Raw genomic sequence first — 25850 nt, forward strand, 5'->3', positions numbered from 1 at the left:
AATTGAGCCGGTCTTTTACGTTCAAACTTTATTAATTTTGAATGTTTCGAGCATTTCTTCTCTAGGGATGTCCTTTTTCCCGTGTACAATTGATTGTCGAATCTCTTCAATCGAATATGAACCACCACTGATTCCATATTGTTCTGGTAAATTGAGCAACAGGATGTCATCCTCCACTCGTTCTACTGACGAAATGGTCTCTTCCGTTTTAAACGATACAACTACACCTTTGTTGAAGTAATCGGCTAATTCGTTAGAAATCTCATAGTCGCCTTTCATCAATTTCTCGACGACAGAAAGGCGTTCATTTTCAAAATCATAGTCGTTATCTTTTTCGCACCACAAGTTCCCTTCGAACAATTTCTTGGCATTCGCTAAGAATAAGTGGGCAAAGAACATCCGATAGTACTGTTGCGAGAATGTAGTCTCCGTCTCTCCAACACCTAATTCGTAGTCAAAGAGGGATTTCGTCCGGACGACTTGATTTCGTGCTTTATCTAATACGTTATTCAAGTTTCTACCAATCTTCACTTCAATCGGGTAGAAATGCATTTTCAATTTACCTTCCGTCTCTTGAATACCAATTAAGAGTAAATCGTCTGAGTAGCTTCCCGATTTCCCTAGCGCCTTAACGGTAAACGGTGAGCTCGCGTGATTTAGACCAATTGCTTTTGCAACACGTAAGATTTCCTCTAGCGAAATCGGAACCCACGTGATGTCGTCGGTTGTGAACATAGCCAACGAATATTTCACAGCCGCCAACAAACTGAATTTTTCTCGACTCTTATGGATGTTTCGAGCTGTCTCATTGCTGAGCCCTTGTTGGATCATAGAGAGCAGCCATTCACCGTTGATGACGTTGAACGTTTGAATAATCTCTTTGATACTCTCATCTGTATTCAAATCAGGTTTTTCATGGTTCAAATAATCTTTAATGACCGCTTGATATTGCGCTGTTTTTTTCGTAACAGTAATCGCATCATACCGGTAAGAAGAAGATTGATCGTTATAGTGAATGATAATCAATTCATTATCGGGATTTCCTTGCTTAGATGAAAAATATCCAAGGTCAACAGTCGGTTCAATTAACGTGACCCAATGAGAACTTTCATAGATATTCTGCAACTTGTAGCCATCTCTAGCATCAGTAATACTAGCCAGTGCCGTGACACCATGTGCGAATGAACTACTACCGTTGTCTTTCATATGAACGTTCAATTCATTAAACGACTTAGCACAGCGCAAGAGTAAATCATTGTCTTCAATTTCATAACCGCGAAGTCCAAAGCCCATACTAAATTGCCCGTCTTTGATGGTCGGTGCGAGCGTCGAATACAAACCACTCATCGCATTACCGCTCTTAATGTACTCCATTTTATCGGTAATGACTTGCTCCTCACCACTCATTTTATAGAAACTAATGTGAGCATAATCAAAATCATTAAATTGCTCATTTTGAATATGATAGTGATTGATGAACGATTGAATCTTCTCTGCCACTTCTTGTGGAGAAAGAATAAAGTTTTTTGGAATGAGCGTGTATAAATACTCAAACTGTTCCCAATCCTCTTCCATAAAATCTTTAGCTGCAAATTGATCGAATGCACTTCTGTATCGACCGGAATCGCAATAAAGTTTTACTTCAACAGGAATCACTTCATCTTTATTCTTTTCGTAGCTGTCTTTCAGTTGACGGAAAATCCATTCAACAACACCTTTTAATACCATCTCATCATTTCGAATTTCAATCACATTTAAATATAAAGGCGCTCTAACGACTTGATTTGTCTGATAAAACAGTGAGGTGAAGTGGTCTACAAATTGATTTAATTTTTCTTTGACCACTTCTGATAGGAAGCGGTCAGCCTCAGCTACAACAACTTCTTCCTTTACTCGATAAATCATCCACTCTGGTAAATTCGACTGAGCTTCTGCTTTATATGCTTTACCTTCAAACCATAGGTATGGAGCCAGTGCATCTGCGCGTAAACGTTTAAGCACACTTTCTGATACTTCTTCATCTCCAAGTTGCGTATTCAACTCTAATTGAAACGCGACGTTAACCGGATGGAATGGAGTGAAATAGACGATTTCTTCTTTTTTATTAAACAACACGCCTAATTTTAAAATCGAGTGTCCGACTTCAAATAACCGATCGGCCTCTTGAATCGATTCAATCGCTTTTACATAAGCTTGCACATAATTCAAAGCGACTCGCTTATATTCATCATCCCAATATGCTAGCATCGGGACAGTCTTTTTGATTTTAAAGTGATTTAGGAATAGGTTGTACGCTTCTCTCAGCTCATAGAAAGCACCAAACTCTAGATTGACAGGACTGATGACACCGGAAGACAATACAGCTGTTTGCATACTTTGATCAAGCCATTCCATTTCATACTCTAAAAAATCTTTATATTCATTCTGTGGATAGTAAATTTGGTTCTTTAAAATTAATTTCCCATCTGTACCGTGGACAATCGAAGAACGCTTCTCACGTTTCTCTTTATACAATCTAATATTTGCGATTGGATGCGGTTTAGAGGCATCAGCACTAAGCTTGATATTAATTGGAGTTGATTCTCCAACGCTTAACTGCAAAAATTGATCTTCTTCAAACAAATCTTGATCAAAATGATACGTGACGTTCGGTTCATCATCTGCTTTTACTAGCGCTTGCTCTTGATACAAAGGCGTTTGTGAACCGTCTCCTAATCGCAGCTCGCCTTCTTTGTTCCCTAAAATCAAATATTCGGTATCGTTCCCTTTTACTCGCTTCACTTCATAAGTTCCAGCATAGTCTTTAAAGATCTCACTTGAGAATGGGAACACCATGATATTTAACTCTGAATAAAGTGTATTTTCATTTTTCACTTTATATTTCACGGTACACTGTGTAGCGTGCTGAGTTTGCGAAGAAGTGAGCGTCACATATAGATTGTTTGTTTTCACACTTGGCGTCACTTCGAGTAAAGGATTACAATACTCAATTTTGACCTGTGATTCTTCTAGACTCTTGCGAACACCCTTTCCTTCAATCACATACTTAGCTCGCAATTTGATTTCTTGCTCGTGAGACGGATTGAAGATTGCGACATAGCGCGTACGTTTTCCAGTCTTAGTTGTTTTGTGTGGTCGGTCCCAAACAACTACCGACGAATGTTCATTGACGATTGTAATTTCATCAATTTCAAATACTTTATTGTTTTTTTCAGCTTTCAGCTTGATGACATCTTGCAACGTGAGTTCATTCCAATGGTCATGCTTGAGTTTATTGACACCTTGTTCATTGAACTTTTTAGGTAATTGCGTCTCCGTCGTTTCGTTGAAATGACTATCTTGAACAAACTCAAATAAATCTCGGTTTTCACGCAGTCTCTCTCGTATTTCTTTTTTGGAAGATGTCTGCACAAACGATTCTAGCTCTTGATCATGGAAAAATCGTAACGTTAGAAAATCAGACTTTGAAAGTTCTGATTTTTGCATGAGAGATAATATTTCTTCAAAATCAAAGAACGAGACACCTTTGAACGAGCTGAATTCTTCTTCAATTTCTTTCAAATGAAAATCAATTACTTCAACTAACGCGCCCTTACGTTCGGCCATCTGTTTTAATTCACTCTTCAGTTCTTCTAGAATTTTTTGTGGGTTCAAAGGCATTCCTTCTTTTTGAAGGTTGGCGCCACCACCATCAATACTATCAAGCTGTCCATGATAAATCACAAGGAGTGAGCGGTTCACGCCTTCCCCTTCTTGTTCACTGACCAAGTTGCGAAGCTTAACAAAGAAATCGGGTTGAATGCCTTCGATTTGAGTCGCAATAATCAACTCACTTGTACCGTAATCAATTGCAATTGTGCGGTATTCAATAACACCATTGAGCTCGTACTCAAACGTTTTAACTCGTTCGCTTACTTCTTGTTCAAGATAGTCTTTCAAATATTTAACATGACTTTCTTCTTCTAGCTGCAAGTAATATTTGTCTCCAGGTTGCGGAGTGTTTACTAAAAAATGACCGTTTATTTTTTTCGTGACGTACTCATAAAATTGGTTTGACATATTGCGCCTCCCCACTATCGCTCTTCTTATCGATGACGTTTATTTTTTCTAATAATTGTAAGAGTGCTGTTGATGATTCGTTATCAAAATTGATGCCTCTTTGACTCAAACGCTCTAGCAGCTCTACAAATGTGATTCGATCGTCTTTACAACTAACGGCACACATCAGGATCAACATTTCTTGGTTCAACGATAATACATATCCTAGACGTCCTCGACGTTTCGTAAAGTGCGACTTTGCAATAGCTTTTACGTGATCGCCATAACGTGATTGCGCCTCTTTAGGAGTCGTAATTTTCATCGTATTAAACAACTGTTTGACTGCTTCGTTGTATGTTTTGCTAGTCTTCACTTGATTTTCTAAACCCGCATATGTGAGAATCCGTTCACTTTGCAAATCAATATCATTTAAAAATTGAATTTGATCAGTCTCTTCAAGGGATTTAAAGTACTTATAAATTTCATCGTAAGTCATGATTATAGACTTATCTTCCTCTAATGATTGGTTATGGGTATTACAACTTAACTGCGCCATCGTCAGCTCGTGTGCAAATAAATTCTCACTAGCACTATTCAATAGCCCCATACCTGAGTTCATCGTCTTACGTCTTGAAGTAACAGTCGTTTCATGATGGATGGTATAAAATAATTTTGAAGGTTGATGCCAATTAGAAGTTTCAAAATTATTAAACTTAATTGTTGTCTGGGACACAACATAGTGTAAGTAGTATTTAAGAAAATGGTTTATTTCTTTCAAAAAGTATTGAGGATGCTGTGCTAAGTAAATCAAATCTTCACCCAATAATTTTATTGGTAGCGAAGAATAAAGAGCATGCTCCACGCCATACTTCTTCTCAGTAAGATTAGGCAATAAGTTCACAATCATTTTGTCTAACAACGTCTCATTCTGCTCAGACTTAAAAATCTGCCTAATCTTTTCAATTTGTTCATCATCTAAAGCATGATGTGTCAAGTCTGCTAAATAAGTGCCTAAATTTTTCTTAGACTTAGGATTGCCTTGAATGTACATAAACATACTCGGATGAGTAACATTCAATCCGCCATCTTTTTGAAAAAGCAAATCATTGAAAAAGGTGTGAATTTCATCTTCATTTTCGGATGAGGTTTCTACACGTTCTAAAATTCTTTCTAGAAGATGACTTGTATTGAATGATTTGTCATCCAAATTTTTGTTTAGAAGTCTTCTAGAGTAAGTGCCGACCTCTTTCTCCCAATCTGATAAAGCATTTTTTATCGATTCACTTTCACTTGTTATAAAAGGGAAAATCTGAATAAATTTAGACGCGTGAGTTTCCCTTCTTATCACTTTCGTTTTATCTTTATCTAGTTTAATCACTTGCTTATCATCAAATATTTTTTCTGGTAATAATCTCATCATTTACACCTACTTTCAAAACTTACAATTTATTAAATACAATTTTTTCTTCTCTTCTAAATGGGTCTGCTTCTTGTTTTAAGACAAATGTTTCTCCGGTTTGAATAATATAAATCAACACTTCGTTATTGTTAGAATTATATGTGCGGATTGTATTTGCAAATTCGCTGAATCGAATCGCATCATCAAAGTCAATCTTAGAGGGTTGGTAGCCTTGATCAATTTTTGAAATCAAACTGAACATTTTATAATCAATTTCAAGTTTGATTTTTTGACTCTTGTCACCTACGGCGAACTGAATAAATAACGAGTTGCGGAACTGAACGACTTGTTCTTCATTGTTCACATCCATACTAATTGGATCTAACGTAAAACTGACTGGTTTTGCAATACGATAACGCTTTGAAATTTTTGCACTTGTGTCGAACAGATATTTTCTTTGATCTTTTTTGAAACCAAACCATAGCATGAGTGCATTTTCAAACTTTTCATAAAGAGACTTGAGCTCATATCTTTGTCCCGTGTAGTAGGAATACAGATACTTTGAAAATGTCTCAATCGTTGTTTGAGAAATATTCATTTCTCGCGGATTAGATAGATATAGTAAGCGTAACAATGATTGCGTATGCTCGGTGACGAGTTCACGATCCAACAAATCAAGTTGATAAGTCTGTCTAGTAGACTCATCAAACCTAGAAACGAAACCACTTACGTCCGCCTCAAGATTAATTTGAAGAATAATCTGATCAATTTCTTTAGAACGACAAGCAATTGGATCCTCGTTTCTTAACATGACCGAAATCGGGGAGTCGTTTTGACTCGTAAAGATTTTTTGATGAAGACCGTGTATGAGTAACGTCTCAAGCACAATTTTCTGTTTACTAATGTTCGCCCAATTTCCTGGAACCATCACTTCATAAATCAAATTGAAAAATTGGCGCATCGATAAAACCGCTTTTTCCTTTAAAAGAGAACGGGCGATTAGATTCACAAGGTTGCGCCGTGCATTCAAATTATTCATGAGTAAAAAGTTACGATGGACGATGGAGTCAATGTCTTGCTTCATGTCCTCCTCATATGCCAAGTAAAATGGATTGTCATCGTTCTGATCGAACATCTTCGATAAAATTTGCATCAAGAAGTTCGACTCCACCCCACCCTTCGTGAGTTCATACATTGGATAATCCGAAAAACTAACCATTGAAAAACATTCGTGCTCAACGGCTTGAGAAATTTCATTCTCAAAGATTTCTGATTGTTCGACGTATGCAATCAACTCGTTGAATGTATAATCACCATCCAATGAATTTACATAATCATATAAAAACTTATGTAATACACCTAGATTTATAGCCAGAACAAACTCATCTGAGCCTTCCGTCAAACGTTGGTCAGAAAATGGAATGAGCTTCTCATATAAGGTTTCCATCGCTGTCTTATGTGGAGAAAGACTTTCCGTCGCGTCATTCCAAATTTTATTTTTATATCGGTTCATCAATTCAGGCTCAGCAGACTGTAGGTGAGATAGGATGTGTGACTTTCCATCGCCTACACTTCCAATCAAGAGCGTTAATCGTTTTTGTTCAGGTTGCTGTAAAAGCTGAACCAATTTTTTCTCAATCGGACGTTCAACGTGTAGATATTGCTTCAGAGAACTTAATGGAAGTTCGGCACTTTCAACTGCCTCTTTTGATGACTCGTTTAATCTAGATAAAAGGTTGTAAAGATAACTCTCGTTCCGGCTCTCAATGTAAGGAACAAAGTCATACAATCTATTTGTTTCTTCTTCGATTGTCACTGCAGGAGATTCTTCCACTTTGTTGCCGACCTCTAGTGCCTGAAGTTTAGCCTTGAGCTGTTCTTCTACGATTTTCAGAATATCGTCATGACTCACCCCATCATTCTTGGGACTAGGCGGCTTAGGTGGCGCGTACTTAGGAACTGCAGGTGGATTTTCGTAACTTAAGACGTATGAATCGACAATGTTATATAGACTTGACCAAATTTTCGGTAGAATTTCATGTGCTTCTTTCGTGAATAATTCATGAGCCGCATTGTTTCCATTCTTACGTACATAATGAAGATCGGTCGCAATCGCGCGGTCAATAATTTCTTCGGTTAAAAGAATTCGAATATTGTCATTCAAATTATATGTATTCTGGAGACCACAAACTTCTAACCATCCATTTACGATGGCTTCAATCATTTTCCGTGAATTCAATAAGGCGCTCTCAGGGTCAGTATAGTATTTATCTTGAACGATTTGCCCTAACTCTTCTGCCTTTGAATTAATGGGTTTTAGAAATGAGAAAAAGTATTCCATGTCATTCATTCCTTTCAATCAACCTTAACAACTTTTTTATTAACTATATTCTTTATTATATCTATAATAAGAGTATATGGTAGGTTTTACCTACTCCTATATATGATAAAGGAGCTATAATATGGATTCAACAATTCAATTTCCTTCTTTACCTTTATGGTTCACACCTCGAGACTATCAACTTGAAGCAATCTCAGAATGGAGAGCCAATAATTATCATGGTTTATTAGAGATGGCCACGGGCACCGGAAAAACGCTTACGGCCCTCACTGCTATCACAAAACGATTTGAAGAAAGCGGGCGTCTGGCTGTGATTATTTTATGTCCTTATCAGCACTTGGTCGATCAATGGGCTAAAGATGCTAAAGCCTTTGGGATGGATCCAATCCTTTGTTACGGTTCAAAGTCTCAATGGAGCGCTACTCTTTCAGGAAAAATCACGCAATATAATTTTAAAATCAAAAATTTCATGTGTGTCATCACCACCAACAGCACATTCAAAAATGCTCATTTTCAGGCTCAATTGAATCGAATTGCAGATACAGGCATGCTTGTCGCCGACGAGGCGCACAATTTAGGAACGAAGCAATCGCTACAGTCCCTTCCAGTTCAATTTAAAAATCGGTTAGCACTTAGCGCTACTCCAATCCGGCATCACGATGAAATCGGAACCGAGCAGTTATTAAATTATTTTGGCGGATCAATATATAAGTTTACTTTGGAAGAGGCCATTAAAAAAGGTTTTTTGACGAAGTATTATTACTACCCTCATCTAGTATCACTTACTGAAGAAGAGCTTGAGATTTATCATGAGCTTACAAATAAAATCTCAAAATTGATTAACTTGTCTGATGACAAATCAATCGAATCGTCAGGAAATGATACAGGGATGTTGGAGATGTTGTTAATTAAGCGGGCTCGTTTAATTAATGCAGCGCAAGAGAAAGATGTATTGTTGAAGCAGCAGCTTAGCAATCAAGATAATTTGACTCATACCATTGTGTATTGTGGTGATCACTCTAAGGAAGACCAACGACATGTCGACCACATTGCTCAATTCTTAAATGATGATTTGAACATAACTGCCAAAACCTTCACTTCGACTGAAACAAAAGAACTTAGACAAACGCTGTTAAGAGATTTTTCAGAGAATAACATTCAGGCGCTCGTTGCCATTCGCTGTCTAGATGAGGGTGTAGACGTCCCTTCAGCTGAGACCGCTTACATTTTAGCTAGTACGACCAACCCGAAAGAGTTCATTCAACGCCGCGGACGCATTTTAAGAAAGCACCCAGGAAAAGAATATGCTTATATTCACGATTACATCGTGATTCCTCGTCCTTTATCAGAAATCGATTTGCTCACTGACAAGGAGTTTAATATTGAACGACGACTATTAATGAATGAACTTAAACGAGTGAATGAGTTTGCATCCATATCTGAAAACCACTATCAAGCACTTCGCGTTTTGAATCCAATAAAAGAGGCATTTAATCTTGTCGACCTATAATCAAATATGAGGTGAATACAATGAATCCGAATCAATCAACTAACGAAAAAGATGTATATGCATTATTGAGCGAGTTATCAGAAACTGAACAACAGATTCTGCAAAACATTATTCGCTTAGAAAAAGATTACTTAGACAAAGAAGGATCATTTACTGCTGCACAGCTCCCCGATGAATTCTCTAGACTAATCAAAAAGGAGTACATCTAACATGATTCTTAAGCAAATCGTCATTGAAAATTTCCGCCAATACTATGGGCATAACGAAGTTGAATTTGCACATGGATCTGGTAAAAACGTTACTGTCATTCACGGAGAAAATGGTAGTGGTAAAACCGCTCTCTTAACTGCGTTAATTTGGGGATTTTATGGTCGAGAACTAAAATTACCGAACCCTGAATCAATTTTCAATAACAAAGCCATTCAAGAGAGTACAAATAATCGTAACGATTTAAGCACATCAGTTCAAATCAAATTCGAACATAATGAATACGAATATGAACTGTGCAGGGTATTATATGCCAAATTTGATGACGAAAAGAATGTACTTCATTTACCGAAAAATAAAACAATCAATCAAAAAGTCGAACTGAGCAAACGAAACGTAGGTACGAATCAATCGACAAAAATTAAAGATATTTCATATGAAATCAATCGAATCTTGCCCTACAAACTGCATACGTTCTTTTTCTTCGACGGTGAACGCATGGACCATTTAGGAAAAAAAGAGGCTTACACTGAGATTCGAGATTCAATTAAACGAATGATGGGGTTGGAATTATTCGATAACTCGATTGAGCATCTAAGCAAAACCATTATTAAATTACGTGATGAGGTTTCTAAAAACGTTAAGAGTGAACTGAGTGAAAAATATGTACGGATCAACCACCTCGAAGATGAGAAAGGAAAGAAGAAATATCTCCTCTCGGAAACAAAACAAGAACTGACTGCCGCTCAAAGTGAGTTGAAAAGTATCGAAAATGCGCTCCGAAATGGTGAAGAGACAAGAACGTTTCAAGTTACTCGAGACCATCTTGTCGAATCGATTGCTGAAACGAAAAACGCTTTTGATGACAAATTAAAAGAATTAAGAAGTTTATTGTCTCGTTCAGGTCACTTGGCTTTTTCGACTCTTCCATTGAAAAGATTTCAACGAATTGCTCATTCTGACAGTAGAGACACGATTGAAAAATTGATTCATCCCGAATTGATTCCAACCCTACTTTCAAGTGGTAAATGCCTGTGTGGACACGAACTTGAAACAGTTTCAATCTCAACATTAGAAAAAGTTCAGCATGAAGTATTAGACTTATCAAGTTCAAAAAATGAAATGGACCACCTTTATTTCCAATTAAGCGGCTGGGAAGTTGCGAGAACGCATTTCTATGCTGAAATTAGACGTCTCGTTGGAGAACGCGAGGAATTACGAGAGACACTTAGAGGCTTAGAAGAAGAGTTACGTGAAATCGAAGAGCGAATGAAGGCGAGTTCGCGCAATATCGAAAACTCCACAAATTTAATTGAGAGAGAATCTTCAATACGTACTGCCATTGTAAAAGCAGAGACTAACATCGAAGACTTGCTTCGCTCCATTGAAGAAATTTCAAAGGAAGAAGAACAACTGAATAAAGAAGTGAGTAAATTGACCAAGGCAGAAGAGCGACAGATTAAACTCCAACTTGCGCTAGATTCTGCGACAAAGGTTAAAAACACTTTGGTCGGCCTTCTAAAGTTGAGAGAATCTCAGGTTAAATCAGAATTAGAAGAGAAAATTAAATTGACCTATTCTCAATTATTAAGAAAAGATTATCCAATTTCGCTAACGGACAATTATGAGCTTCTTGTTTCTGATGTAAACGGCGGAAGTATTGGATTATCACAGGGTGAATCACAAATTACGAGCTTAGCTTTCATCGGAGCCATTGTCGATTTGACACGTGAATACAAGGACAAAGAAAAGGGTCATGCTTTAGATGAAGAGCTAAAACTCGGAAACATTTTCCCACTTGTGATGGACTCTCCATTTGGAGCTTTGGATGCCGATCACCGCTCTCGTGTAGCGACAAATTTACCTAAACTATCGGATCAAGTCGTCGTCATCGTGTCCACATCACAGTGGCGTGGTGAAGTGGACGAAGCAATTAATCATCGCATTGGAAAGTCTTATAAGTTACTCAACCATACTAACGAAGAATCAGGGGAATATACGGAAATTGCGGAGGTAATGTAATGGCAAAACGTTCTTTACGCCGTGACGGCACACAAGATCATATGTATATGACGTTAAAAGAAGATGCACAATTATTTGATACTTATAAAGATATATTTATGGCAGCACTGCTATTTGGTTATAGCAACGAGCGAAGAAAGAAAATTAAAGCCGGTTCAGAAATACCTTTATCGGTTTTCTCCGAGCAAGATTTGCAACTCATCAAACTAATCATGCATTTAGAGAATACATTTGAAAGCTTCTCAGTAGACCACGATTCAGAAGATGATGCGGACGCTCCTCTTGAAAATTTCGATATCATTGAAGAATACGCTGCAGGTGGATTGGAAGCTCTATATCACGAGTTAGAAGTGTTCCTAACTGATTCGGAATCCGCTCAGAATGCGTATTTAGATTTAATGTTGAAGTATGAACAAAAAGAGTTTAACACGGAAGATTTAATCAACGAACTCCCATTCAACTAACTCAAACTGCCTACAAACTCGAAATGAGTTTGTAGGCAGTTTTTTACTCCTCGATAACTTCCTCCAAAAACAACCCCTTCTCAAACCCGCCTTTCCGCTCCCGCTTCTCAGAACGGATTGCATTCATCTCTTCAAACGACGCACCGTGCATCTTCCCTAGCTCATACGCAAGTTCAAGGATATCGGCCAACTCTTCAAGACATTCTTCATCTATATTCGCCTCTTCATATTCCTTCAACTCTTCATACAGCTTCAGTCGCGCTTGTTCGAAATGCTCGGCCTGATTCAAGTGTTTGACGATGACCTGTTTTCCTTCCGCTTGAATCAGTTCAGGCACCCGATCTCGAACCAACTTGTTATGCTTCACCATAGCTGCCTCCTACTCCACAATCTCAAACGCCTTCACATATACGACATGATCGAGGAAAATAATCCACTCGTCCTCGAACTGGACGAATCCGTCCGTCGCATGACGGAACGATTGGTAAATCGATTCGAGCGCCGCATAACGACTCTCCGCCTCTACCACTTGCGTCAACACCTCATCATTGATCATATGAAACTCAATCTCGAATTGTTTCATCATCTCCACTCCTTTTCACCCGATTCAGCCTTCTCTTAACTCTTTTCCCCATTCCTTCCCATACTCCTCTCGAAACCAAGACGAAAATTTATCCGGCTATCAGAAGGAAACTTTTTCCTTTACACTATGATAAATAGTCAGAAAATTACGTGTTCTTACATATTTAATAAGGGCTATATCATCCCACCAAGAGAGGAAGCTTCCAATGGACTACGCCTTTGAATGCAAACACCTTACGAAACGCTTTGATAACGGCGACGTCGCGACGCTCGCGCTCGACGATGTGAACCTCCACTTCGCCCATGGCGACTTCATCTCGATTATCGGTCCATCCGGTTCAGGGAAATCGACGCTGCTCAGCTTGATCGGCACACTCGACCGTCCGACCGACGGCACGCTCCTATTCAACGGCGAACCAATCTCGACCTTGTCCGCAAAACAGCTCGCCGACTTCCGCTTCGACAACATCGGTTTCATCTTCCAACAGTTCCATTTGATCCCGACGTTGACCGCGCTCGAGAACGTCATGGCACCCTTATTCGGACGCAAAGTCGACTACGACGGGGAAGAACGTGCGCTCGAACTGTTGAAAGAAGTCGGACTGAGCGACAAGGCGAACTCGCTACCGTCGCAGCTGTCCGGTGGTCAGCAACAACGGGTCGCCGTCGCCCGCGCTCTCATTCACCGTCCGAAGTGGTTGCTCGCGGATGAGCCGACCGGAAACCTCGACACGCATACGGGCGATATCATCTTCGACTTGCTGACGCGTCTAAACCGGGACAACGGCTGTGGCGTCTTGTTTGTCACCCATGACCCGGAGCTGGCAGACCGGGCGAACCGAAAAATCGAGATGCGTGACGGGCAGGTCGTCGCCATGAGCGACGTCCATCATGCTTAAGTTCATCTGGAACTCATGGTGGCGGAATAAGGAACGGTTCATCCTGCTCATGGTCGGGATGCTTATCGTCAGTACCGGGCTCAGCTATCTACTCGGAGTGACCCAGGCGAACAACGGCACGGTCGTCAACGAGCTGCAAAAACGGTGGGATTCGTCATACCATATCGTCGTCCGGCCAGAAGGCAGCCGCAGCGTGACCGAGGACTTGAACCTGCTCGAGCCGAACTATATGAGCGGGCTCGAGGGCGGCATCACGCGCGAGCAATACGAGGCGATTCAACAGATTGCCGACGTCGATGTCGCGGCCCCGATCGCGATGATTGGGTCGACTTATTCTAGTTCATTCACTCAAACGCATACGTTTGATAAAGCGGGTCTTTATCGACTCAAGATGAATACACTCATCGATACGGGCATTGAAAAAATCAATGACTTCCAAGATCTGAAAGCTTATTTTTGGGTCGGCTGGATGCCGAACGGCGATTCGACCCATATCGGAATCGGTCCGACCGCCCTATACGAAGAGTTTCCCCTCTCTTACGGCAGCGATGTCATGTTGGCTGGGATTGACCCGGTCGCCGAAGCGAAACTCGTTAGCTTAGACGATGCCGTACAAGCAACAGAGTTCAGTCGTTATTTCAACGAAGAGGATGTCCCAGAGCCTTACGATGAAGACATCACGACGATTCCGATTTTGATGAGTTCAAAAGACTACGTCGATGCCTCAATCAACTACACGATTGAAGAAGTGGATGTCGATACGACTGATCAAGAGGCGTTCATCAAAACATATCTCGATCAAGGAAAAGATGAATATCTGGATAGCTTGAAAGGGACGGAAGTCGCCTCATACGACTTTACAGCGCAACAAATGCACGACAATATCACGAAACACATTTTAGAAAGGACACCTCAGCCGCAAGACCCTCGTGTCACAGTTGACTATACTTGGCTTGCCGAGAAGGCGTCACCGCTCGTATATGAAGGCGTGACGAGCCCGTTCCCGAAACGTTGGCCGTACTCGTATCAAATCAAACCGTTCCTCGCTGAGGGTCAAGTGGCTTACGGCCAAGAAAGTATGTATCGCAAGTCAAATAAATACGCGGAAGACCTCAACGATGCGCCGAAAGTGAAATATAACTACATCGGCTTGTTCGATCCGTCGAAACTGAAGTTGTCGAAAGACCCGCTGACGGAACTGCCGATGGAGACGTATTTCCCGGCGAGCGCCGATTGGGTCATGAACTCGAAAGACGAACCGGTCAACCCACCAACGACGGTCAAGCCGACGAACAACCCGTACAGCTTCCTCACGAAACCACCGTCGATGTTGACGACGCTCGATGCCGCGTTCGCCATCGCCGGCGACAAAGCCATCTCGGCGATTCGCGTCAACGTGAAAGGCGTCGATGTCTTAAACGAAGATAGTGAAGCGAAACTGCAAGCAGTCGCCAAAGAGATTGAAGATCAGACCGGTCTCATCACCGACGTCACGCTCGGCTCGTCTCCACAGTATGCCGTGACGTATTTACCAGGACTCAAAGGCGAAAGCGCCCTCGGCTGGATTCAACAGCCGTGGATTAAACTCGGTTCGTCGATCACCATCTTCCAAGAAGCAAAACTCGGCTTTTCCGGCGTCGTCGCAAGCGTCATCCTCGTCGCGATGCTATACGTGTTCAGCTCAAACATCATCATGCTGTATGCGCGAAAGAAAGAGTTCGCCATTCTGTTATCGCTCGGTTGGAGACCGAGCCAACTGTCGAAACTCTTGTTTCTCGAGGCGACGATTCTCGGTTCGATGGTCGCCCTCATCTCGTGGATGATTCTCGGGACGTTCCTGTGGACGGCAGCCGGCTCGACATCGATTGCCCGCATCGTCTTGATCGGTTTGGCCGGTCTGTTGATTTATTGGCTCGGGACGCTCATCCCTATTCGACTCGTTCGACGCATCAAACCGTATGAGACGATGCAGTCTGGCGAAGTGTCGAAAGGACGTCGTCTGCTCCGCTCCCGCTCAAGCGTCGGCATGAGTTTGAATCAGCTCGTGACGTATTGGCCACGGACGTTATTATCGATTCTCGCCATCGCCTTACCGACGAGTCTGTTCGGTTTCTTCCTGTTCGTCACATTCCGCCTTCAAGGAGTCTTGTATACGACATGGATCGGCGAGTTCGTCGCCCTTGAAGTCGGGACGATGCATTACGTCGCCATGGGTGTCGCTTTGCTCATCGCCATGCTGACGACGACCGAGATCATGTGGCAAAACGTCTCGGAGCGCAAGCCGCAGCTCGCCGTCTTGAAAGCGCTCGGTTGGCAGAACACATCCATCCGTCGTCTCGTTTTGACGGAAGGTGCGTTGACCGGTTTCTTTGCCGGACTGCTCGGCGTAACGGTCACGATCATCATCGTCACCGTCATGTATCCACAGTTCCCGACGTCCGAGTTACCGTTCTTGCTCGCGACCATCCTCATCCCGGTCGTGACCGGTGTCCTCGGGGCACTCCTCCCAGCGGAACGGGCCGTCCGCATCACACCGGCCGAAGCCATCGGTGGGCACGTCGTCAATCAGAAGAAAGTCGAAAAACGGTTCCGTCTCGTGCTCGGGACGACCGCGACCGCTCTCGTCGTCGGCATCATCAGCTTGTTCGTCTTCACGTCACCTGAAGTGAAACCGGTGACGGAAGAAGCGAAGACGACACCAGCTCCGACCGCACAGACGACCGGTGCGAAACAAGCCGATTTGAAAGATACGAAACCAAAGAAAGAGAAACCAACCACTGCAAAAGAAGACAATCTTCAAAAAATCATGAACCTTGGTACGTTCCAAACGTATATCGGTGACCCAGAACTGAAGAAACGTGAATTTCAAGTCGGTGAACCGGTCTACGCATCACCGGACGGCACAGTACCCGAAGCCGGAAAACGATTCGTCAGTCTTCCCATTTCTCTATTCCATTCAGATGATGGCGAAGGTGGTTATATGGACTATCGTCCGAACGGATTCCGCATGTATACGCCAGACGGAACGGAATATAGTCCGGTCGATATGGTCAACCACAACAAAAAAGCGTTGCGTGGCGGTGCATTTTACACACCAGGCGAGAAGTCCGAAATCGATTTGGTCTTCCTAGTCCCTGAGACTGAACAGACACTCGTCTTATACGCGTCCAGCAATGCCATGCCAAAAATCTATACCGTTAAAATTGAAGTGCCGTGAACTGAAAAAAGGAGCGTCGTCCCTCCTGGGATGGCGCTCCTTTGGCTTTCATCATTTTGGCTCATCTCGGAAGTCAGATATTTGCGCATTTGCTCTTGAATACAGCGACTCCATCGAGAATCGACTTGGACGGCTCGTGCCTCCACCGTATAAGGCCTCGATGGTTTGATTGATATACGCATTTTCCGCTTCTAAATATTCGACAACGAGGTCTTTGAACTCATCGGCCGAGGAATCCTCATGCCGCAATTCCTCCAATTCGGTTGAGTATATGTCGTTGTCTGTTTGCATACCTTGCAATTCTTTAACCGCTCCGGATATGGCGACGACATCGGTCGGAACACTCGATAGCGTGAGCATCTTGATTTGATGATCGCGCGCTGACAAAATGATGGAAGCGGCATCGAAATGAATGACGGGTCTGTCGTCAACCGGTTCAACCGTGCCCACTCCTCCGCAAGCGGATAAAGCCATCATTGTTCCTGCGAACAGAGAGACGGATAAGAGTAACTTTTTCATCATCGATTCTCCTTCGCATCTGTTAGATTTCCTTACGAGATTTCATTTATGGTTTCCACCACAACCCCTGTATCCCCGACTTTCCCCAAGTCGATTACGCTCGGATCTTCGTACGCTAAGACGTGAAACTCTTGCTCAATCGTCCGAATGACATAATGCGATAGTTCGCCTCGGTCCGTGTTGACCCGGTCCGTTCCCATCCATTCCGTGGCGAACTTACTCAAAAGAGAGGTTTTCAATTTCACGATGGGATGCCCGTTCACTAACCCGTCTTCCGGAATCCCATGTTCTTCGAGTGTACCGAGAAACACCGCATATTGCTCGAAACGGATGCTGATTCGGTCCCGTTCTGCGTCCCACGTCAACAACATCGTCGGATCATTTGCCCCGAAAAACGTCCACTCAAGTGGATAATAGGTGACGCCCCTCATCTGGAACGACTCCGTCTCGAGGACATAGTCTTCCGTTGTCATCAAAAAATCTAAATCAATCACCATTCACGAATCCCCCTAGCAATCTTGATATAGTCCGGCAATACATAACACCATACAAACTCATTGATTAGGATGATTATAATTGAAAGGTGATTGAGGTTTGTAAGAAAATTCAACACTTCGGCAATATGATTCTCAGAAACCGACTATAAAACAATATTCCCTAAGTGAAACAATATCGTCCGCTACGAGAGAAAACACTGAAATACGCCTTTCTTTGTGAGCATGAAATGAAAAAAGACCTGTGATGTCAGATTTAGCGACTTCACAGGTCTATTGATTTGGTTCAAGCATTTTCTTCTAAGATGATAAATTCAGCATCAATAATATCTGGATTAATCTTCTTTAATTCTTTATAACTCGTTACAAGTTCTTCATAAGAAACTTCGATACTCTCTTCAAGAGCATTTAATAGCCGATTCCCCATTTGTGACATCGACGAGTAAGTAATACCTCCCGAAATAAACCCGCCGGCAATCGGGATAGCTTTAGACACTCCTTGGGCAAAAGATTTTTTCGTAATCTTCACACCAATCATTGCTCCTACTTTTTTGACAATTGGAAAATAGATTGTCTTCATCATCGCCTTTTGAGGGATTTTCTTCAATGCCTGTTTGGACAACTGTGACGATAATACTTTAATCGTCGCCGTCGCACCACCGACACCGAACATGACCCCTAAAAAGAGAATCAAGTCTCCATTCACCCGTTCGACGTCCAATTCATCCTCATCCCAGAAATCCTCGTAGCCGTGCAAGTACCCGATTTCTTGCGCTAACCTCAGCGCGACCCCAAAAAATTGAGCTGTGTCAGCTGGAATCGTCGCTGCGAGTGCAATCCCACCCGGTAAACCGGCCGCAAAAGACGCAGACGAACTCTTCATTGTCTGATTCATAATATTCTTCTTCGCGACTTTACGAATCAATGCTCGTGACACATTCGCTTCGATTGGTCCCTTCTCGACGATTTCAGCGAGTAGCGCAGGCGGGACATGCTTACTGAAACTTTTCGCTAAAAACTCTTTTCGGTCCACTTTCACACCCGGCAATTTCACCGTGTTCGTAATCAACACTTCAAACAAATCTGATCCACTCGACAATCCCGACACCTCTTCCGTTTTGATTTAATACTCATCATCTATATCGGCCATATTCATTATTGAGTCTTACACTATCAGTATAAATCTTCTATAAGAAGAATTGGTAAAATATTTCATTTTCAGAAATCGATTATCTAAAATCCTACTCATAAAATCAAAAACGGAGCGCCCATTCCGGACGCTCCGTGCTTCGAGTTAATAAAAGATAAACCACAGTGCCGCTGCCACTAAAAACAGGCCGGCCCCGATAAAAAGAATCTTCGCCAATCTCTCGTATACCATGTCTTCACCTCACCAACGCCGCGCCGACGACGAGCGAGACCCCAATCGAGAGCAGGAACGCCATCAGGCCGACGGCGATGTTCCCTTTCCCGATCTCCTCGTTCACTTTGAGCGACGGCGTCAAAAATTCGAATAGCCAATACGTCACCAACAAGAGCACGAAGCCGAAGCTCCCCCCGACCAACACGTCCATCGTCTGGTCGTGGTGGCTCTCGACGACGCGGAAGATGTTGGCGAGACCGACGATTTTTCCGCCGGTCGCGAGTGCGACGGCGATATTACCTTTTTGAATCTCGCGCCAATTGCTGTACGGCGTCGTCACCTCAAAGATGGCGAGTCCGACGACAATCATGAGTCCGGCGATTGAATATAAGCCGAGCGACTCAAGCAATACGTTGACGTTAACATTCCCCATTACCATGTTCCCCTCACTTCAGTTCGACGACCGTGACACCGAGTCCGCCTTCACCCATCCCACCGGGGCGCTGACTCTTCACGTGACGATGTCCTTTCAGATACTCCTGCGTCGCTTGGCGCATCGCCCCGGTCCCAAGACCGTGGATGATGCGGACGTTGTCGTACCCCGACACGAGTGCCTCGTCGATATATTTGTCTAGGCGGGAAAGTCCTTCTTCGACCCGGACGCCGCGTAAGTCGAGCTCCGACTTCGTCGAGCTCTGACGCTTGAGCGAGCTGCCTTTCGACTGGAGCGACTGCTCTTTCGATGGCCCGATCTTTTGAAGGTCGTCCGCTTTGACGTTCACTTTCATGATTCCGACTTGGACGTTGTACTCGTTATCGTTCAATTGCTTCACGATATAGCCCTTTTGGTTGAACGTCGTCACTTTCACTTCTTCGCCTTTACTGAACGTACGTTTCTGTTGCGCTTTTTGTTTCACTTTTTGAATCTTTTTATCTTGGAGCGTCGGTTTCGCCGATTCGAGCTGTTTCTTCGCGGCGATGATCTCGTGCTCTTTGACGATGCCTTCCTCACGAAGCTTCTTCAAGCGGTCGATGACTTCGTTCGCTTGGCGCTTCGCTTGTTCGACGGCCTTTTCGGCACGAGCCTCGGCTTCGCCGTACATCGTGTCGCGCTCACGCTCGAAATCGGTCAGCTTCGCTTCGAACGCAGCCTGGTCAGTTTCGAGGTCGTGGCGTTTGACAATCAATTCTTTCTCGAGCTGCTCGGCGCGATGCTTGGCCGCCTCGAGCTCATTGATCATCGATTCGACCGACTCGGCGTCGGTGCCGACGTGGCTTCGCGCCTTGTCGATGACTTGTTCAGATAAGCCAAGACGTCGACTAATCTCGAACGCGTTCGAACGGCCCGGTACGCCAATCAACAAGCGATACGTCGGGCTGAGCGATTCGATATCGAACTCCATCGAGGCGTTCATGACACCCTCGCGGTTATAGGCGTACGCCTTCAGTTCTGAGTAGTGCGTCGTCGCCGCCACGCGGGCGCCACGACGTTTCACTTCGTCAAGGATGGCGATGGCAAGGGCCGCCCCTTCTTGCGGGTCGGTCCCGGCACCGAGCTCATCGAATAGGACGAGTGACATGAAGTCAATCTTGTCGAGCATGCTGACGATGTTCGTCATGTGCGAGCTGAACGTCGACAAGCTCTGCTCGATCGACTGCTCATCACCGATATCGGCGTAGATGGCGTCAAAGACGGACAGCTCCGTCCCGAACTCGGCCGGCACGTACAGACCTGACTGCACCATCAATTGGAGCAGTCCGAGCGTCTTGAGCGTGACCGTCTTCCCGCCGGTGTTCGGTCCGGTGATGACGAGCGACGTGAACGCCTCGCCGAGCTCGACCGTGATCGGCACGACCTCATCTTGTGGGATGAACGGATGACGCGCCTGTTTCAACTTGATCTCGCGTTCATCGTTCAGTTTCGGTTCCGTCGCTTTGAGCTGATGCCCGTAGGCGACTTTTGCGAACACAAAGTCGAGCGTGGCGAGCACGTCGAGGTTCGTCACGACCGAATCGGCGACACCGCCGACGAGGTCTGACAGTTCGCTCAAGATGCGGTCGATCTCGGCGCGCTCTTTCAAGCGGACTTCTTGAATCTCATTGTTGATCGACACGATCGCCTGCGGCTCGATGAAGAGCGTCTGGCCCGATGCCGATTGGTCGTGGACGATGCCGCCGAACGCTTGGCGGTACTCCATCTTGACCGGGACGACGTAGCGGTCGTTCCGAATCGTGACGATGGCGTCCGACAGCATCTTCGCGTTGTTGCGGAGGATGTTGTCGATCCGTGAACGGACGCTGCCTTCAAAGCTACGGAGCTGAGTCCGGAGGCCACGGAGACGGTCGCTCGCCGAATCTTGGACCGTGCCTTGGTCGTCGATGGCGTGACGGATCGTCTGTTCGACCTCGATCAGCTTCGTCAAGCGCTCGGCATACTCATCGAGACGCGGGATACGGAGGTCTTCATTGTCCTCGTGCAGCTTCTCGAAGAAGTTCTTCACTTGGCGCCCGCTGTACATGACGGCGGCGACGGCGAGCAGTTCGCTCGTCGAGAGGACCGAGCCGATGGCGGCCCGCTTCACTTCACTGCGGACGTCGGTCAGTCCACCGAGCGGCAACCGGTCGCGGAGCCTTACGACCTCGGTCGCCTCGCGGGTGACGTTCAAGTTCGACAATACCCGGTCGTACGTATAGTCTGGCTGCATGTTGAGCGCCCGTTCTTTCCCGAGCGAGCTCGCGGCGTGGGCGGCGAGCTGCTGGCGGAGTTTTTCATATTCTAAAACGCGTAACGCGTGATCCATCTAGCATGTTCCTTTCTGTCGCTTCGCGTCGATGAACGCCTTGGCGTCCTCGAACGAGAGGCAGTTGATGATGTCTGACGGTTCGAGATAGGCTTTCCGGGCGTGCAGGACGCCGAGTGCCATATCTTCCATCATATCAGGGTGGTGCGTATCGGTGTTGATCATCAGTTTAACGCCGGCCGCCTTCGCTTTCTTCAGCGTCGAGGCAGTCAAATCGAGCCGGTTCGGGTTCGCGTTCAACTCGAGCGCCGTCCCCGTCTCTTTGGCGAGGGCGATCAAGCGCTCCTCGTCGATCGGATAACCGTCACGGCGCCCGATGAGGCGACCGGTCGGATGGGCGATGACGTTGACGTACGGCGAGCGGCAGGCGTTCTCGAGCCGGGCCATAATCTCGTCGACGGATTGGTCCATCTTCGAGTGAATCGAGGCGACGACGTAATCGAGCGTCGCCAAGAACTCGGGCTCATAGTCGAGCGTCCCGTCCGGGCGGATGTCCATCTCGACACCGCGCAGGACGTGCATGTCGTGTTTCTTGGCGGCAGCGAGAATCTCTTCCCCTTGCGCCTCGAGCCGTTCTTCGGTCAAGCCGTTGACGAACGACATGTATTTGCCGTGGTCGGTGATGGCGATCCACTCATAGCCGCGCGCTTTCATCGCCGCGACGAGCTCGTCGACCGTCAACTTCCCGTCCGACCAGACCGTGTGCATATGGGCGTCGGCCTTGATATCGTCAAGTGTGACGAGCTTCGAGAGGTCGTGCTCGAACTCGAGGTTGCCCGCCCGGAGCTCCGGCGGGATGAACGGTAGTCCGTAGCGTTCGAACAGCTCGGCTTCCGTCTCCGGTTGCCAGAGGCCGTCCGCCGTCTCGACGCCGTACTCAGAAATCGACTCGCCCTTCGCTTTCGCGAGCTGGCGCATCCGGACGTTATGGTCTTTCGAGCCGGTGAAGTGATGGAGCGTCGCGGCGAAGGCTCCCGGTTCGACCATGCGGAAGTCGACCGATACCATCTCCTCGCGCTCGAGGACGAGCGACACTTTTGTCTCTCCGGCCGCGATTACCTCGTTGATGAACGGGAGAGCGAGCAACTTGTCACGGAGGGCGACAGGCTCTTCGGTCGCGATGATGAAGTCAAGGTCTTTACACGTCTCCTCGGCGCGGCGGAAACTGCCCCCGACCGAATGGCGCAAGGCGAGCGGTTCAGCTTCGAGCACCGTTTCAATCTCTTCGACGACCGGGCGCATCATGGCGTATGCGAGACGCTCCGGACGTGACTCGAGGTTCCGTGCCGCCGTGAGCAACTTCTCGACGCTCTTGGCGCCGAAGCCCGGGAGGCTCGCAGCCGTCCCGTCCTCTAATACGGTAATCAGCGTCTCGAGATCGACGACGCCGACTTCGCGGAGCTTGGCGAGCTTCTTGCCGCCGAGCCCTTGGATTTTGAGCAGTTTCATCAGGCCATATGGAATCTCTTCTTGGAGTGACTCGAGCACTTCACTGCGGCCCGTGTCCCGCCACTCTTCGAGGACGGCGGCCGTCCCTTTGCCGATCCCAGAGATTGTCGTCAAATCCTCGATGTCCTCGAGTTCGAGTTCGGTGTTCTCGAGCGCCGTCGCGGCTTTGCGGAAGGCGTTGATTTTGAACGGGTTCTCCCCTTTAATCTCCATGTATTGCGCGATCTTTTCTAGCAGCATCATCGCTTCGACTTTATTCATCGTGCTTCCCCCTTTTCCATACAGAAAAGGCCGAGACACAAGCACTAGCTTGCATTCCGGCCTGTCGTGTTACAACATCTTATTCGAGAACCATTCAGAGAGATATGGCGTGTCTTGAATGATGTACGTCGCGAGCGACGAATTGTCGACGGCGCTCTGGACGCTTGCCATCGGTACGAACGCGATGACCCACAAAATGAAGAACGTGATTACGTACGCCTCGAAGAAGCCGAGGACCGCTCCGATGATTCCTTTCAATTGACGCAAGATCGGCAAGTCCGTCAAGAAGTCGAGCATCGATAGGATGAGATGCAAGACGAGCTTCGTGATAACGAACAAGACGACGAACCAGAAGACGTTATAAAACGTCATCTCGAGTCCTGTCAGTGCGTTTAAATCGATGACACCTTCCGGAAGCGAGCCGTCGAGTTGCGACGGGTATGGAATCCATAGCTTGAACGCTTCGGCGAGATCACGGTAGTAGGCATTGGCGACGAGGAAGCTGATGATGAGCGCGACCCAATGGCCGAGCTGCAAAATCGCCCCGCGACGGAATCCGTTAATGATCCCGATGAACAAGAAAAACAGTATAAGTAGAGTAACCATAAAGTGATTTATTCTCCCGTATTTCGTTTAGTTTTGACGTGATCACTCGCGATTTGGATAGCGGCGAGCACCGCTGCCTGACGAGCGTCTAAATGAGGGGACTGTTCACGAATCTCACGGATCTTGCTATCGACCAGAAAGCCCACTTCCCTCACATGATCGGCCGGCTCTTCGCTGACGATCGTATAGTCCTGACCCGCGATATGAATCGTTGTTCGTTGTACCTGCACGCGTCACCCCTCCTTTACGTCTATTCAAAATTAATCATAACATCGTTTGTATATTAGGAAAAGAAGAAGGTCCCTCCCTTTTCCACTCCAACATTTTGTGATACCCTATTTCAAAGTTGTCAAACGTCAATCTTTGTTGAAAAATGAAAGATAGGGTGGCAACACGTCGCTAAATGTGCGAAAATAGCAACAATTCAAACATTAAGAGAGGATGATTTATTTGAAATTACGTATTGGCCTTCTAGGTCGCATCATCATCGCTATCGCATTCGGGATTCTACTCGGTAGCATCGTACCAGAAAGCCAGAACTGGATTGTCCGGACGTTTGTCACGTTCAACGCAGTCTTTGGGCAGTTCTTAGGCTTCGCCATCCCACTAATCATTCTCGCTTTCATCATTCCAGGAATCGGGGAACTTGGAAAAGGCGCTGGGAAATTGGTCGGTTTGACGGCCGCCATCGCTTACGTATCAACAGTCGTTGCCGGGACGCTCGCCTACTTCACGACGAGCAACTTGTTCCCGCAAATCTTGTCACGCAGTACGGCCTCTGCTGAAAACCCGGAAGAAGCTCTTTTGAAAAGCTTCATGGAGTTCGAGATTCCACCGGTATTCGGCGTCATGACGGCGCTCATTCTCGCCTTCGTCATCGGCATCGGGATTGCCGCCATCGAAAGCAAGCGCTCGCTCGATTTGGCCATGGATTTCCGCGATATCATTGAACTACTCATCAGCAAAGTCATCATTCCACTATTACCGATTCACATCGCCGGAATTTTCATGAACATGACGTACGCCGGACAAGTCGCTGAGATTCTCTCGGTGTTCTCGCTCGTCTTCGTCACGATCATTGTCCTTCACTTGACGATGCTCTTGATTCAATACTCAGTCGCAGGTGCTCTCAACAAAGAGAACCCATTTCGTCTCTTGAAGACGATGATGCCGGCTTACTTCACAGCCATCGGGACACAGTCGTCAGCGGCGACAATCCCGGTCACACTTCGTCAGGCGAAAGCAAACAACACGGACGAAGGCGTCGCCAACTTCGTGGTGCCGCTCTGTGCGACCATCCACTTGTCAGGATCGACAATCACGCTCACATCGGTCGGTGTCGCCCTCATGTACTTGAACGGCATGCCGATGTCATTCGCCATCGTGCTCCCGTTCATCCTCGCCCTCGGCGTCACGATGATCGCAGCACCAGGCGTACCAGGTGGAGCCGTCATGGCCTCGCTCGGTTTGTTCGGTTCGATGCTCGGATTCAGCGAAACGATGCTCAGTCTTGTCATCGCCCTCTACTTGGCACAAGATAGCTTCGGTACGGCGACAAACGTCACGGGAGACGGCGCCATCGCCAAAATCGTTCATTACTTCAAACGCAACACCAACATTTTGGATGACGCAAAAGAACGCGAAGAAATCGCGTAATCTCATCTATAATTTGATAGAA

20 protein-coding genes are annotated in these 25850 nt (G+C 45.6%); 7 read left to right on the forward strand and 13 right to left on the reverse strand.

Annotation, left to right across the window (positions count from 1 at the left end; all coding sequences use genetic code 11):
- Window positions 1-21: 21 nt before the first annotated feature.
- Genes dptH through dptF form a run of 3 tightly spaced genes read right to left on the reverse strand, consistent with a single transcriptional unit; the run spans window position 22 to window position 7778 of the window.
- Entirely contained in the window at window positions 22-4059 is a 4038-nt protein-coding gene (gene dptH, locus ACZ2GZ_RS11205) for a DNA phosphorothioation-dependent restriction protein DptH (RefSeq protein ID WP_470295276.1), read from the reverse strand.
- A complete protein-coding gene (dptG, locus tag ACZ2GZ_RS11210; RefSeq protein WP_470295277.1) occupies window positions 4040-5455 on the reverse strand; it encodes a DNA phosphorothioation-dependent restriction protein DptG in 1416 nt (471 codons plus the stop codon). Before dptG ends, dptH begins: the two co-directional genes overlap by 20 nt.
- Window positions 5456-5477: 22 nt before the next feature.
- Window positions 5478-7778 (reverse strand): DNA phosphorothioation-dependent restriction protein DptF, encoded by a 2301-nt coding sequence (gene dptF, locus ACZ2GZ_RS11215; protein WP_470295278.1) that lies wholly within the window; start codon window positions 7776-7778, stop codon window positions 5478-5480.
- A gap of 121 nt (window positions 7779-7899) precedes the next feature.
- Between dptF and ACZ2GZ_RS11220 the strand changes: the two genes are divergently transcribed.
- Genes ACZ2GZ_RS11220 through ACZ2GZ_RS11235 form a run of 4 tightly spaced genes read left to right on the forward strand, consistent with a single transcriptional unit; the run spans window position 7900 to window position 11981 of the window.
- Window positions 7900-9288, forward strand: a complete 1389-nt coding sequence (locus ACZ2GZ_RS11220) for a DNA phosphorothioation system restriction enzyme (protein WP_470295279.1) — start codon at window positions 7900-7902, stop codon at window positions 9286-9288.
- 20 nt (window positions 9289-9308) lie between these two features.
- A complete protein-coding gene (locus ACZ2GZ_RS11225; RefSeq protein ID WP_058763140.1) occupies window positions 9309-9497 on the forward strand; it encodes a hypothetical protein in 189 nt (62 codons plus the stop codon).
- 1 nt (window position 9498) lies between these two features.
- On the forward strand, window positions 9499-11517 hold the full coding sequence (locus tag ACZ2GZ_RS11230) for an AAA family ATPase (RefSeq protein ID WP_470295280.1): 2019 nt from the start codon (window positions 9499-9501) through the stop codon (window positions 11515-11517).
- Window positions 11517-11981 carry a hypothetical protein gene (locus ACZ2GZ_RS11235; protein ID WP_408584232.1) on the forward strand — a complete coding sequence of 155 codons (465 nt, stop codon included), beginning with the start codon at window positions 11517-11519 and terminating at the stop codon, window positions 11979-11981. Before ACZ2GZ_RS11230 ends, ACZ2GZ_RS11235 begins: the two co-directional genes overlap by 1 nt.
- 43 nt (window positions 11982-12024) lie before the next feature.
- On the opposite strand, the gene ACZ2GZ_RS11240 is transcribed toward ACZ2GZ_RS11235, so the two are convergent.
- Window positions 12025-12351: a phosphoribosyl-ATP pyrophosphohydrolase gene (locus ACZ2GZ_RS11240; protein WP_408584231.1), complete on the reverse strand. Its 327-nt coding sequence runs from the start codon at window positions 12349-12351 to the stop codon at window positions 12025-12027.
- Window positions 12352-12360: 9 nt separating this feature from the next.
- The gene (locus ACZ2GZ_RS11245; protein ID WP_021066795.1) at window positions 12361-12564 is read right to left on the reverse strand and encodes a hypothetical protein; all 204 of its coding nucleotides are present in this window, start codon (window positions 12562-12564) and stop codon (window positions 12361-12363) included.
- 205 nt (window positions 12565-12769) lie between these two features.
- On the opposite strand from ACZ2GZ_RS11245, the gene ACZ2GZ_RS11250 reads away from it, so the two are divergent.
- On the forward strand, window positions 12770-13462 hold the full coding sequence (locus ACZ2GZ_RS11250) for an ABC transporter ATP-binding protein (protein ID WP_029595890.1): 693 nt from the start codon (window positions 12770-12772) through the stop codon (window positions 13460-13462).
- Window positions 13455-16679 (forward strand): ABC transporter permease, encoded by a 3225-nt coding sequence (locus ACZ2GZ_RS11255; RefSeq protein WP_470295281.1) that lies wholly within the window; start codon window positions 13455-13457, stop codon window positions 16677-16679. Before ACZ2GZ_RS11250 ends, ACZ2GZ_RS11255 begins: the two co-directional genes overlap by 8 nt.
- Window positions 16680-16730: 51 nt before the next feature.
- Here the strand turns inward: ACZ2GZ_RS11255 and ACZ2GZ_RS11260 are convergent, their stop codons facing one another.
- From ACZ2GZ_RS11260 to zapA, 8 genes are all read right to left on the reverse strand, one after another.
- Window positions 16731-17198: a hypothetical protein gene (locus ACZ2GZ_RS11260; protein WP_029595892.1), complete on the reverse strand. Its 468-nt coding sequence runs from the start codon at window positions 17196-17198 to the stop codon at window positions 16731-16733.
- A 32-nt stretch (window positions 17199-17230) separates the two neighbouring features.
- A complete protein-coding gene (locus tag ACZ2GZ_RS11265; RefSeq protein WP_051627741.1) occupies window positions 17231-17695 on the reverse strand; it encodes a hypothetical protein in 465 nt (154 codons plus the stop codon).
- 283 nt (window positions 17696-17978) lie between these two features.
- The gene (locus ACZ2GZ_RS11270; RefSeq protein ID WP_241764637.1) at window positions 17979-18764 is read right to left on the reverse strand and encodes a bacteriochlorophyll 4-vinyl reductase; all 786 of its coding nucleotides are present in this window, start codon (window positions 18762-18764) and stop codon (window positions 17979-17981) included.
- Window positions 18765-19077: 313 nt separating this feature from the next.
- Window positions 19078-19494 carry a DUF350 domain-containing protein gene (locus tag ACZ2GZ_RS11275; protein ID WP_087576464.1) on the reverse strand — a complete coding sequence of 139 codons (417 nt, stop codon included), beginning with the start codon at window positions 19492-19494 and terminating at the stop codon, window positions 19078-19080.
- A gap of 7 nt (window positions 19495-19501) precedes the next feature.
- On the reverse strand, window positions 19502-21856 hold the full coding sequence (locus ACZ2GZ_RS11280; RefSeq protein ID WP_470295282.1) for an endonuclease MutS2: 2355 nt from the start codon (window positions 21854-21856) through the stop codon (window positions 19502-19504).
- Complete coding sequence (gene polX, locus ACZ2GZ_RS11285) at window positions 21857-23566, reverse strand: DNA polymerase/3'-5' exonuclease PolX (RefSeq protein ID WP_029595895.1); 1710 nt, start codon at window positions 23564-23566, stop codon at window positions 21857-21859.
- Window positions 23567-23635: 69 nt separating this feature from the next.
- A complete protein-coding gene (locus ACZ2GZ_RS11290) occupies window positions 23636-24172 on the reverse strand; it encodes a CvpA family protein (protein ID WP_021066786.1) in 537 nt (178 codons plus the stop codon).
- An 8-nt stretch (window positions 24173-24180) separates the two neighbouring features.
- The gene (gene zapA, locus ACZ2GZ_RS11295) at window positions 24181-24402 is read right to left on the reverse strand and encodes a cell division protein ZapA (protein ID WP_021066785.1); all 222 of its coding nucleotides are present in this window, start codon (window positions 24400-24402) and stop codon (window positions 24181-24183) included.
- A 211-nt stretch (window positions 24403-24613) separates the two neighbouring features.
- Between zapA and ACZ2GZ_RS11300 the strand changes: the two genes are divergently transcribed.
- On the forward strand, window positions 24614-25828 hold the full coding sequence (locus ACZ2GZ_RS11300) for a dicarboxylate/amino acid:cation symporter (RefSeq protein WP_029595896.1): 1215 nt from the start codon (window positions 24614-24616) through the stop codon (window positions 25826-25828).
- The last annotated feature ends 22 nt before the right edge of the window (window positions 25829-25850 follow it).

The organism is Exiguobacterium sp. KKT215 (assembly GCF_055635335.1).